Genomic DNA, 12539 nt, shown 5'->3' with positions numbered 1-12539 from the left:
ATAGTAGGATCGGCAACTAAGTTGCTATCCAAGCCCAAGGAGGGATTGTATTGAAAACACTAACTGTGAGTGTTGTCACTCCTGATGGCCCTGTCTTGGAAGATACATTTGAAATGGTTAGTTGTAAATCGGAGATTGGGGAACTTGGTATTTTACCAGGACACATCCCAATGGTTGCACCTCTTTCCATAAGTGCTGTTCGTCTCAAAAGTGCGGACAACGAGAAAAAGCTTGCTGTGAACGGAGGATTTTTAGAAATCCGTCCGGACAAAGTAACGATTCTTGCACAATCTGCTGAAGATCCAACCAAGATCGATGTAGACCGCGCGAAAAAGGCGAAAGAAAGAGCGGAACAACGTTTACAATCTAAACAAGATGATATTGATTTCAGACGGGCAGAACTAGCGTTAAAAAGAGCAATAAACCGTCTAGAGATAACAGGCTAAAAGAACGTACGGCGAAATAGGAGAAGGCTTAAAACCATTGGTTTTAAGCCTTTTTTTCATGCTGCCGTCCTTCGACAAAAACCGGGGCGTGACTGGCACCACCCGGTTTTTGTCGAAGGACTTTTTATTATCATTTTAAAAACGGGCTCAAGCTGTTGGGACTCTAAGATCATCTTAGGAAAGCGCTTACTCCAATTAAGAAAAGCGGTTGACCCTTCCAAAATTCATAATCTATACTTATAATGTAATCGTTTTCAAAATTCGAACAATTCAAGGTGAAGTAAAACGGTTACAAATTAAAAAATTTTAAAGGAGGACATTCATTGAAATCATGGAGGATAGCGTTAGCTAGTTTTGGTTTACTGCTACTTGTTTTATTTCTAGCGGCATGTAGTAATGGAAGCGAGGAAACATCTAGTGAATCGAACAATTCGGATTCAAACAAGGAAACGACATCTAGTGAAAATACAGAAGAAGAAAAAGTCACCATCGTTTACTCATCAGGTGTAGATACGACAGGTGCCACACAAAAGTTAATTGAGGCATTCGAGGAATCTCATCCGAACATTGATGTAGAATACCGTGAAATGCCTGCAGACACGGGTCAACAGCATGACCAATATGTAACAGCCTTTAGTGCTCAAAGCGCTGAAATTGATGTGTTTGAAGGCGATGTGATTTGGCCAGCAGAATTTGCCCAAGCGAACTACGCATTAGAGCTAGATCGTTTCATCGAGGCAGACGGGATTAATATGGAGGACTACTTCCCTGGTACAGTAGCAGCTGGTAAATTTAACGGAAAGCAATGGGCGATGCCAATGTTCTCCGATGCAGGTATGCTTTACTACAGAACAGACATCGTAGATACCCCTCCGAAAACTTGGGATGAGTTAATTGAGCAAGCTAGCTCACTTAAAGGAGAAGCTGGTACTCAATTCGGTTATCTTATGCAAGCAGCTCAGTATGAAGGACTTGTATGTAACGCAATCGAAATCATTGCCTCTTACGGTGGTGAAATCATCAACGAAAATAATGAAGTGGTAGCGAACAGCCCAGAAACAGTTAAAGCGATTAGTAAATTGCAAGAGATTGTAGGCTCTGATTTTGTCCCAGATAATATTCTAAACTTCATGGAAACGGAAACAGAAACAGCTTGGATTGAAGGTCAATCTGTATTTGCTCGTAACTGGCCATATATGCAAGCATCCTCTAATGACCCAGAAAGGTCGAAAGTAATGGACAAAATCGGTATCACTACTTTACCGGCAGGAGATGCAGGTAGCGCTGCAACACTTGGTGGCTGGATGGCTATGATTAACCGGTACAGTGAGCATCCAGAGGCTGCTTGGAAGCTTGTGAAATTCCTTTCTGGTCCTGAAGGTCAAAAGATTCGAGCGATTGAAGGTGGATCTGCACCAACACTTAAAGCACTCTATGAAGATACAGAGGTAACAGATGCTAGCCCATTGTTCGCAAACCCAGAATTCCAAAAAGTATTAGAAGCCGCAGTACCACGCCCAGTAACACCAATCTATCCTGAGATTTCGGATATCTTACAAATCGAGCTTTCCAAAGCATTGACTGGTGACCAAACAGCAGAAGAAGCAGCCGCAAACATCCAAGCAAAAATAGAAGCAGCAATTTCCGAATAACTAAGTGACAGGCACCACCCGAATTTTGTCGAATAACTTTTTATTTCCATTTTAATAAGTCATCGAACCCGTTGATACTCTAAGAAGTATATACAAGTTCCCAAATTCGATAATAGTAAACGATTACATTTTTCCTTAAAAAACGGTTGACCCCTCAAAAACAGTTGTAATATAATGATAAATGTAATCGATTTCATCATATTACAGACAATAGGTTAAGCGGTTACATGAAAGTTGCTACTCATTTAAAGGGGGAATTAGTTTGAAGCTATGGAAAAGTGCGCTAGTTAGTTTTGGTTTACTTTTATTGGTTCTATTTCTAGCAGCTTGTAGTGGTGGGAACGAAGAAACAACAGACGATTCTGGCAACACAGACACCGATACGGAAACAACAGATGAAAATACAGAAGAAGAAAAAGTTACCATTGTATATGCACGTGGTGTAGATACAACAGGAGCGAACGAAAAGTTAGTGGCAGCATTTGAGGAAGCACATCCTAACATCGATGTAGAATTCCGTGAAATGCCTGCTGATACTGGTCAACAACACGACCAATATGTAACAGCATTTAGTGCACAAAGCGCTGAAATTGACGTATTTGATGCAGACGTTATCTGGCCAGCAGAATTTGCCCAAGCAAACTACGCATTAGAGCTAGACCGTTTCATCGAGGCAGATGGCATTAATATGGATGATTACTTCCCAGGTGCCGTTGCTGCAGGTAAATTTAACGGAAAGCAATGGGCAATGCCTAAGTTTACCGATGCAGGGATGTTGTACTACAGAACAGATATTGTAGACACTCCTCCTAAAACTTGGGATGAGTTGATTGAACAAGCTAGTTCTCTTAACGGGGAAGCTGGAACTCAATTTGGTTACTTAATGCAAGCTGCTCAATACGAAGGTCTTGTCTGTAACGCGATTGAATTCATCGCTTCTTATGGCGGACAAATCATTAACGAAAACAACGAAGTGGTTGCGAACAGTCCTGAAACCGTAAAAGCAATCAAGAAAATGCAAGAAATTGTAGGTTCTGATTTTGTTCCAGATAACATTTTGAACTTCATGGAAACAGAAACAGAAACTGCATGGATCGAAGGTCAAGCCGTATTTGCTCGTAACTGGCCGTACATGCAAGCATCTTCCAATGATACAGAAAGATCAAAAGTCGTAGATAATGTTGGGATTACAACATTGCCAGCTGGTGATGCAGGAAGTGCTGCTACACTTGGTGGATGGATGACAATGATCAACCGTTACAGTGAGCATCCAGAAGCAGCTTGGGAATTTGTAAAATTCATGACAGGTGCAGAAGGACAAAAAATCACGGCAACGGAAGGTGGATCCGCACCTACACTTAAAGCACTTTACGATGACGCAGAAGTGCAAGAAGCAAGCCCATTATTTGCAAATCCAGAGTTTGTAAAAGTATTAGAAGCTGCCGTACCACGCCCAGTAACACCAATCTATCCAGAAATCTCTGATATTCTTCAAATCGAGCTTTCTAAAGCATTGACTGGTGACCAAACAGCGGAAGATGCAGCTGCTAACATTCAAACGAAAATTGAAGAAGCAATGAGTGAATAATGCTTCTACGAAAAGCAGGAGCAAGATGAGCGCTAACTCTCATCTTGCTTTTTCTTTAAAAGCTTGGCTCCAGACACAGGGCAAATGAAAGAAGAAGGGGGATCACAATGAAAAAATTTCAATTAAATGAAAAGCAGCTTGGGTATGCCATGGTAATACCGTCACTTATTTTAGTTTTTGTCGTTACCCTGTGGCCAGTTGCACAATCCATGTGGAATAGCTTATTTGATTATCGTTTAAATGATCCGACACGGTCTCAAAAAATGTTAGATGCAAATATTGATTTAGAGCGGTATGCCGATAACTATTTTTACATTGGCAACCAGTTGGAGGCATTAGCATCCTCTGCTTCAGGAGAAAACACAGAAAAAGTAAAAGACATACAACAAAACATTGAATCCTACCATGAAGAATTGTTAAGTGATGACCAAATCAAAAAGGATATTGCCATTATCGATGAAATGCTCATGAAGTATCAGCCGGTTACGGATTCGGAATTAAAGTATCAACAGATTGATAATGACTTTGCTGTTGATTATCGACAGGCTCTTCAATCTTATCAAGAAGACCTGACGGCCATTGCGGAATCCACTAGTGATGATCAATTATCCGATCAATTTGAACAAACAGCAGGTTTACTAGGAGCGACGAGTAACACCATTCTCAAGTCCAATTTTATCGGGTTAGACAATTACGTAAAATATTTCAAAGACAAAAGAATGTGGCAATCTCTTTGGAATACGACTTTCTTTACGATTATTTCCGTTGGTTTTGAACTAGTACTTGGATTAGCAATCGCGCTTCTCATTAATAGAGCCTTTAAAGGTCGAGGTTTAATTCGGGCATCCGTACTCATTCCATGGGCCATTCCGACCGCTGTAGCTGCAATGATGTGGGGATTCCTTTACGATGGGCAGTCCGGAATCGTGGGCCATTATTTAGAAGTCCTAAACATCATTCCAGATGCATCTTGGTTATTATCCACGTCGGATGGTGCCATGTTCTCCGTCATTCTAGCAGACGTATGGAAAACAACTCCATACATGGCGTTATTACTACTAGCAGGTTTACAGACCATTCCAATGTCACTTTATGAAGCGGCTTCGGTAGACGGAGCGACTAAAACACAGCAGTTCTGGTCTATTACATTACCGTTATTAAAATCTAGCATTCTCGTTGCATTACTGTTCCGTACACTGGATGCATTCCGTGTGTTTGACTTGATCTACGTATTAACAGGTGGGGGACCAGCGAACGCGACAGAATCGATTTCTATTTATGCGTACGAGACCTTATTCGCACAGCAAAACTTCGGTGAAGGTTCCGTGTTGTCTGTGATTGTGTTTATCTGTGTGGCCATCATCAGTATCATTTACGTGAAATTAATCGGCTCTGAATTAATTTCAGGAAAGACAAGATAAGGGGGGAACACAATGAAAAAAGCAGGATTTGGATTTTATTTCTTTCTCGTAATCTTTGTATTTTTAGTCATGTTCCCATTCATCTGGGTATTCTTGACTTCCATTAAACCACCAGGAGAGATTTTTTCATCGTTTAACTGGTTTACGAAAAATCCGGGCTTAGAATCCTATGAAGCTGCCTTGACCAATCGGCCATTACTCAGATACATGTTAAATAGTTTAGTTGTTTCATCACTAACTACGATTCTAGCGTTAGGATTTGCATCGTTTGCATCCTATGCGATTACAAGATTACCCATTAAGGGGAAAGGCTTAATCCTAGGCATTGTATTGGCAGCATCGATGTTTCCACAGATTGCAATTATTTCACCGATGTTTAACCTAATCACAGGATTAGGTTTACGCAATAGCTATATAGGGCTCGTCATCCCTTACATTACGATAAGTTTGCCTTTAGCAATCTGGATTCTATCCACGTTCTTTCAAAAGATCCCATATGAGCTGGAGGAATCGGCAAAACTCGATGGCGCAAGTCCATTCCAAACGTTTCGAAAAATCATTTTCCCATTAGCTGCACCAGGTGTTTTTACAACTGGAATTCTCGTGTTCATTGCAGCATGGAATGAATATTTGTTCTCTTTAACGATTAACAGTTCTGATACGTGGCGTACAGTCCCTGTAGGGATTTCGATGTACCAAAGTCAGTACTCAATTCCGTGGGGCGACATATCAGCAGCCACTGTAATCGTTACGATACCAATTGTTATTATCGTACTACTGTTCCAGCGTAGAATCGTATCTGGACTTACCTCCGGATCCGTGAAAGAATAGTTCTACAAATTATGAGAAAGAGGGGATTACACATGCACGTAACAGTATGGAATGAAAACAGACACGAAAAGAAAAATCCAGCGGTAGCGGAAATCTATCCAAATGGAATTCACGGTACGATCGCTGCCCTTTTAGAAGAAAAAGGGTTTATAACTTCAACCGCAACCCTAGATGAGCCGGAGCACGGCCTGAGCGATGATGTATTGGAAAAAACAGACGTCCTGGTCTGGTGGGGGCATCTTGCACACGAAGAAGTATCAGATGAAGTGGTGGAAAAAGTACACCAACGCGTATTAAAAGGGATGGGATTAGTGGTCCTTCACTCTGGTCACTTTTCTAAGATTTTCAAAAAGTTGATGGGCACTTCTTGTGATTTGAAGTGGAGGGAAGCGGATGAAAAGGAACGCCTATGGGTAGTCGATCCATCCCATCCCATTGCCGAAGGAGTAGACCAGTTCATAGAATTAGAAAAAGAAGAAATGTACGGGGAACACTTTGACATCCCAACCCCAGATCAGCTCGTATTCGTAAGCTGGTTTGAAGGTGGAGAGGTTTTCCGCTCTGGCTGCACGTACCAACGAGGAAACGGGAAAATTTTCTACTTCCGTCCAGGACATGAATCGTATCCAACGTATCATAATTCTGAAATTCAAAAAGTAATTGCGAACGGTGTGAAGTTTGTTCAACCAGTAGAACGAGACTATCCCGTCTATGGCAACGCGCAACCGTTAGAAACGATATCCGAAAAATCAAAGTAATGAGAAGGAGTGGACTGATATGGGTACATTAAAAGTAGGAGTAGTGGGATGCGGAAGCATTGCGAACCATCGTCACTTACCTGAATATCAAAACAATCCGGATGCAGAAATAATAGCGGTATGTGATAAGGTAGAAGACCGTGCAAAGGCAACTGCAGAACGATTTGGGGCAGGAAAATACTATACCGATTATCACGAGCTTCTTCAAAATGAAGAAATTGATATCGTAAGTGTTTGTACACCGAACTATCTTCACGCTCCTGTCTCAATCGCCGCATTACAGGCAGGAAAACATGTATTGTGTGAAAAGCCGATGGCCACTTCGGAAAAAGAAGCAAACGAGATGATTGCAGCTGCCGAGAAATCCGGAAAGAAACTAATGATTGGACATAATCAACGCTTCGTCCCATCTCATCAAAAAGCAAAAGAATTGATTGCTAGTGGAGAACTAGGCCGTATCTACAGCTTCCGAACGACTTTCGGACATGGCGGACCGGAAGGCTGGAGTGCAGACGGAAAGAACAGTTGGTTCTTTAAAAAGGAAGAAGCCTTTATCGGAGCACTAGGTGATTTAGGGGTTCACAAAGCCGACTTAATCCGTTATATCCTAGGAGAAGAAGTGAAAGAAGTAGCTGCTCTCGTGGAAGGGAACGCCAAAGAAAACAGCACTGTGGATGATAACGCGGTTGCTTTACTTCGCACCGAATCAGGAATCATCGGAACCTTAACCGCCAGTTGGGCTTACGTGTCGAGTGAAGATAATTCCACGATTATTTACGGAGAAAAAGGGATTATTCGTTTAGAAGAAGATCCTGTTTTTTCTATGGTCATCCAATATAAGGATGGTTCCACGGTAAATTATCAGCTCGGTCAAATCCAAACGAATGAAAGTCAAAGCAATTCTGGTGTGATTGACCACTTTGTCGAAAGTGTGAAAGAGGATAAAACACCACTCATTACTGGGGATGAAGGTTGGAAATCCCTTCAAGTTATTATTGCTGCCTTAGAGGCGAACGAAACTAAGAAAAACGTACAACTATAGGAGGATACGTATGCTTCGAATAGGAGTCATCGGGGTAGGCGGAATTGCACAAGCAAGGCATTTGCCTACCTTCGCGAATATGACAGATCAAGTGAAGATTCAAGCTGTTTCAGACTTAAATCAAGAACTTGCCGGGAAAATAGCCAAACAATACGGTGTTCCCGTCGTTGTAGAAAATTACGAGGATATGTTTGAACATGTGGATGCTGTCACGATTTGTACGCCGAACAAGTTCCATGCTGATATTGCGATTGCCGCTTTAGAGGCTGGTAAGCATGTGCTTTGTGAGAAGCCAATGGCGTTATCAGCTAGGGAAGCGGAAAGAATGGTCGAGGCATCTAAGCGAACAGGAAAAGTCCTTTTCATCGGCTTCCATTACCGGTTTATGAAGGAATCCCAAGCAGCCAAAAAAGTCATGGATGCTGGGGAAATTGGGAAGCCACTAGTGGTTCGAGTAGAAGCCCTTCGTCGCAGGAAAGTTCCTGGATGGGGTGTGTTTATAAATAAAGAATTACAAGGTGGTGGAAGTTTAATCGATTTCGGTTGTCACCATCTTGACCTAGCTCTTTGGTTACTAGGAAACCCTCAACCTGTAGAAGTTTCAGGAGCAACCTATCAAGATTTAAGTACGTCTGGAGAGCTCGTGAACACGTGGGGGGATATAGATGCGAACTCATTTGAAGTGGATGACCATGCAACAGCATATATTCGCTTTGACAATGGAGCTACCCTTTTCCTAGAAACTTCTTGGGCTGCAAACGTAGCGGACGACAAGGAATCTGTTCGAATATCTGGAGATAAAGCTGGAATCGATGTCTTTCCTTTTGCTGTCTATCAGTCTAAACATGGTTTGTTACTCGATCAAGTGCCAAATTGGTTGCCGGGACCGGATGATCCGAGCGTGTTACAAGCGGCGAACTTTGTAGACAGCTGCCTCGGTATTCAAGAAGCTATTGTAAAACCAGAACAAGCCCTACAAACATCAAGAATTATCGATGCTATTTACGAAAGCAGCATATCCGGAAAAAGCGTTCGATTCTAAACACTAAGGGAGGAGAATGACATGAAATTAGGCGTTTTTACCGTTTTATTTGCAGAAAAATCCTTTGAAGAAATGTTAGATCATGTGAAAGCATCAGGGTTAGATGCCGTAGAAATTGGAACAGGGAACTATCCAGGTAATGCTCATTGTCCGTTAGATGAGCTTTTAGAATCCGAATCGAAAAGAACGGATTATGTAAAAGCTGTAACCGACAGAGGATTAACCATCAGTGCCTTTAGTTGTCATGGTAACCCGCTTTCTCCTGATTCGGAATTTGCAAAAGAAAGTCATGACATATTAATCAAAACCATCAAGCTAGCCAACCTTCTAAATGTTCCAGTCGTAAATTGCTTTTCAGGAACAGCTGGGGATCATGAAGGAGCCAAATATCCGAATTGGCCTGTTGCTCCTTGGCCAAACGAATATGCGGATGTTTTAAAGTGGCAATGGGAAGAGAAACTCATTCCATATTGGAAAGAAGTCGGCCGTGTTGCCGAAGAAAACAACGTCAAAATTGGCTTGGAGCTCCATGCTGGATTTCTCGTTCACACCCCATACACGATGCTGAAGTTACGTGAAGAGACGAGTGATGCAATTGGAGCGAACCTTGATCCAAGTCATCTATGGTGGCAAGGAATTGACCCAGTGGCTGCCATTAAGATTCTAGGAAAAGCGAACGCAATTCATCACTTTCACGCTAAAGACACCTACATCGATCAAGATAACGTAAATATGTACGGACTAACCGATATGCAACCGTATGGAAATGTGCAAACAAGAGCCTGGAACTTCCGCTCTGTTGGATGTGGGCACGGTTTGGAGGAGTGGTCCAACATGATGAGTGCTTTACGTACATACGGCTATGATCATGTGGTAAGCATTGAACATGAGGATCCAATCATGTCGATTGAGGAAGGATTCCAACGCGCTGTCCAAAACTTACAATCCGTGTTAATTAAAGAAAGCCCCGCAGATATGTGGTGGGTATAAAAAGCTTCGACCCCTTCAGATTCTTAACAAGCTGAAGGGGCTTTTTTTACAAAAAGTTTACGTCTTCTTGACCATCGCTTTGATTATAAATAAACGGGTAGTAGTAAATGGTCAACAAAGCTAGAGTTGAGATGTCGATATTGCCCGGGAAATATCGGAATATGCAAAAACACGCTGGGACAGTGGATGCGTTGACAATTCCATTTGGACATGTCACTCTTTTTAAAAGAGTACATGAAGAAAGGAAGAATGGAAATGATGGAGTCAATAGGCCAACAAGCGGTGGTCAATATCCTATCACACATTATATTTATCATCTTTACGTGGAGGGTGTTCCAGGCTGTCAATTTCGAACCGATGTTTCGAAAAGGAAGAACAGCAGAAGCAACAGTTGTCATTATTTTTCTAACCATTGCCGTTGGGACGACGGTAAGTAATTTCTTTTTAAATCTATTGCAGTGGTCTGGTCAGTTGTTATATCTTTTTTAAGAGGATATTCAAAATTGCATGGAACACACATTTTGAGAGAATGATAGATTTTAAAGTATAACACTTTTCTATCTTGGTGATACTGAAACTAGTATTCATAAAGATAGGAGAGGTTACATATGAAATCCAGGTTCATTCTCGTTCCAACTATTATTCTAGTAGGTATTGTTTGTTCATTCAGTTCCCTAAAGAGTGCAGCATCAACTTCACATTTAAGTGAGCTAGAGGATATGATAGAGATCGTCCAGGCGGAAGAGTTAGGCATCCAAAAGTGGGAGGTCCTCATGAAAGAATCTCTTTCACGTGTGGATTACCAACAAACGCTACAAATGCTTCAAACAGAGCTATCGTCTTTTGCTTATTCGGTTGAGGAAGAAGAAAAAGCAATAAAATATATTTGGTCGAACCCTCATAAAGCCCATCAAGGGACCGAAAGATTTATAATGCTTGTGCCTAAAGAGCAAAAGCATGACATTCAAATGACTTACGTCGTTTCCGGTACTGACTGGAAGAAATCAACCAATACCTATTACTCTAACATAATGGACAATATGTTAAATGTTGTATTTTCAGAGAAAATGTCAAAATATACTTGTCTGACTACATTGTCAAGTGATAAGATTAATAGTGATTATTTTTTTGATATATTAAAAGAAAAATTAAAAGTTCAACCACTTGAAAATATGAAAGAAAATGATTTTGAAGTCCTATCGGGTTATACACCTCATTGGAATTCTTCGATTCCCATTACGGACGGGCCAATGAACGTGCAAGTTGCTGCTCGAACAGGATTGGGCGGTAAAACAACCATTACAATAGGAACACCTATCATTACTACTGAATACTAATAATAGTGAAATTGGACGCAGAGGAGAATGAACCTTGGATAAAATCATCGTCCGTGGTGGGAGGCAGTTATCAGGCACTGTCAAAGTAGAAGGCGCTAAGAATGCCGTACTGCCTGTCATCGCAGCAAGTATGATCGCAAGTGAAGGAAAGAGTGTACTTCATGATGTTCCAGCTCTTGCTGATGTTTTTACGATAAAAGAAGTATTAAGTCATATGAATGCTGATGTAAGCTTTAAAGATAATACAGTAACAGTCGATGCTTCTAAGCCACTTAAAACCGAGGCTCCTTTTGAGTATGTTCGAAAAATGAGAGCATCTGTCTTAGTGCTAGGGCCACTACTAGCTCGTTACGGTCATGCAAATGTAGCAATGCCTGGAGGTTGTGCAATTGGATCTCGACCAATTGATCTTCACCTGAAAGGCTTTGAAGCTATGGGTGCAAAAGTCCATGTTGGTAACGGGTATGTAGAGGTGCACGCAGATGGTCGTCTTCAAGGAGCAAAGATTTATTTAGATGTACCAAGTGTCGGTGCAACGGAAAATATTATGATGGCTGCTGCATTAGCTGAAGGAAAAACGATTATCGAAAACAGTGCAAAAGAGCCTGAAATCGTGGATTTAGCTAACTTCTTAAACAAGATGGGCGCAAAAGTTGTCGGAGCTGGAACCGAAACGATACGAATTGAGGGGGTAGAGCGCCTTCATGGTGTAGAGCATACCATTATCCCAGATCGTATCGAAGCAGGAACGTTTATGGTTGCTGCCGCAATCACAGGAGGAAATGTATTAGTTCAAGGTGCTGAATTAGAGCATCTACGTTCCCTAGTCTCCAAAATGGAGGAAATGGGAGTCGTCGTCAAGGAAGAACAAGATGGGCTACGTGTCATCGGTCCGAAGCAATTAAAAGCGACCGATATCAAAACACTGCCACATCCAGGATTCCCAACAGATATGCAGTCACAAATGATGGCATTAATGTTGAATGCTCATGGTACTAGTGTAATTACAGAAACAGTTTTTGAAAATCGCTTCATGCATGTGGAAGAATTCCGCCGCATGAATGCGAAGCTAAAAATCGAAGGTAGAAGTGTCATTGTAGAAGGACCAACTGCCCTACAAGGAGCAGAGGTCGCAGCTACAGACTTACGTGCAGGTGCTGCCCTAATCCTAGCTGGATTGACTGCAGAAGGCTATACACGTGTCACAGAACTCATTCACATTGATCGTGGCTACGTGGACCTTGCAGAAAAGCTAGCATCCCTAGGAGCAGACGTCGAACGAGTAACCGACAAAGAAAAGATTTCCGTAAGTTAATAGATTGTTAGTTTAGTAGTAAGCTGGGGTGTATGCTCCGGCTTGCTTTGTGTTGAAGGAATTTGGTCCGTGAGTTATTGTTGCCTACTCTTTTTAGTGTTGCTCTCTACTGTTCTA

Annotated in this window: 12 protein-coding genes; all 12 read left to right on the top strand. The window is 41.7% G+C overall.

Translation table 11 applies throughout. From position 1 onward, the window contains the following. Positions 1 to 50: 50 nt before the first annotated feature. A complete protein-coding gene (locus tag KO561_RS17395) occupies positions 51 to 446 on the top strand; it encodes a F0F1 ATP synthase subunit epsilon (RefSeq protein WP_231094588.1) in 396 nt (131 codons plus the stop codon). Between the two features lie 323 nt (positions 447 to 769). Then, the gene (locus KO561_RS17390) at positions 770 to 2098 is read left to right on the top strand and encodes an ABC transporter substrate-binding protein (RefSeq protein ID WP_231094587.1); all 1329 of its coding nucleotides are present in this window, start codon (positions 770 to 772) and stop codon (positions 2096 to 2098) included. Between the two features lie 262 nt (positions 2099 to 2360). Next, complete coding sequence (locus tag KO561_RS17385; RefSeq protein WP_231094586.1) at positions 2361 to 3686, top strand: ABC transporter substrate-binding protein; 1326 nt, start codon at positions 2361 to 2363, stop codon at positions 3684 to 3686. A gap of 107 nt (positions 3687 to 3793) precedes the next feature. Further along, the gene (locus KO561_RS17380) at positions 3794 to 5107 is read left to right on the top strand and encodes a carbohydrate ABC transporter permease (protein ID WP_231094585.1); all 1314 of its coding nucleotides are present in this window, start codon (positions 3794 to 3796) and stop codon (positions 5105 to 5107) included. A gap of 12 nt (positions 5108 to 5119) precedes the next feature. Beyond that, positions 5120 to 5938, top strand: coding sequence for a carbohydrate ABC transporter permease (locus tag KO561_RS17375; protein WP_231094584.1), 819 nt, complete (start codon positions 5120 to 5122; stop codon positions 5936 to 5938). A gap of 32 nt (positions 5939 to 5970) precedes the next feature. Beyond that, positions 5971 to 6696, top strand: coding sequence for a ThuA domain-containing protein (locus KO561_RS17370; protein WP_231094583.1), 726 nt, complete (start codon positions 5971 to 5973; stop codon positions 6694 to 6696). Positions 6697 to 6715: 19 nt separating this feature from the next. Beyond that, positions 6716 to 7738: a Gfo/Idh/MocA family protein gene (locus KO561_RS17365; protein WP_231094582.1), complete on the top strand. Its 1023-nt coding sequence runs from the start codon at positions 6716 to 6718 to the stop codon at positions 7736 to 7738. A gap of 4 nt (positions 7739 to 7742) precedes the next feature. After that, a complete protein-coding gene (locus KO561_RS17360; RefSeq protein ID WP_231097234.1) occupies positions 7743 to 8780 on the top strand; it encodes a Gfo/Idh/MocA family protein in 1038 nt (345 codons plus the stop codon). 21 nt (positions 8781 to 8801) lie between these two features. Further along, complete coding sequence (locus KO561_RS17355) at positions 8802 to 9770, top strand: sugar phosphate isomerase/epimerase family protein (RefSeq protein WP_231094581.1); 969 nt, start codon at positions 8802 to 8804, stop codon at positions 9768 to 9770. Positions 9771 to 10025: 255 nt separating this feature from the next. Further along, positions 10026 to 10259: a DUF1146 family protein gene (locus tag KO561_RS17350; protein ID WP_231094580.1), complete on the top strand. Its 234-nt coding sequence runs from the start codon at positions 10026 to 10028 to the stop codon at positions 10257 to 10259. A gap of 119 nt (positions 10260 to 10378) precedes the next feature. Further along, positions 10379 to 11107: a YwmB family TATA-box binding protein gene (locus KO561_RS17345; protein WP_231094579.1), complete on the top strand. Its 729-nt coding sequence runs from the start codon at positions 10379 to 10381 to the stop codon at positions 11105 to 11107. Between the two features lie 34 nt (positions 11108 to 11141). Then, the gene (gene murA, locus KO561_RS17340) at positions 11142 to 12422 is read left to right on the top strand and encodes a UDP-N-acetylglucosamine 1-carboxyvinyltransferase (RefSeq protein ID WP_231094578.1); all 1281 of its coding nucleotides are present in this window, start codon (positions 11142 to 11144) and stop codon (positions 12420 to 12422) included. Positions 12423 to 12539 lie beyond the last annotated feature (117 nt).

The organism is Radiobacillus kanasensis (assembly GCF_021049245.1).
GTDB lineage: Bacteria > Bacillota > Bacilli > Bacillales > Amphibacillaceae > Radiobacillus > Radiobacillus kanasensis.
This window is presented reverse-complemented; position numbering and strand designations above follow the sequence as displayed.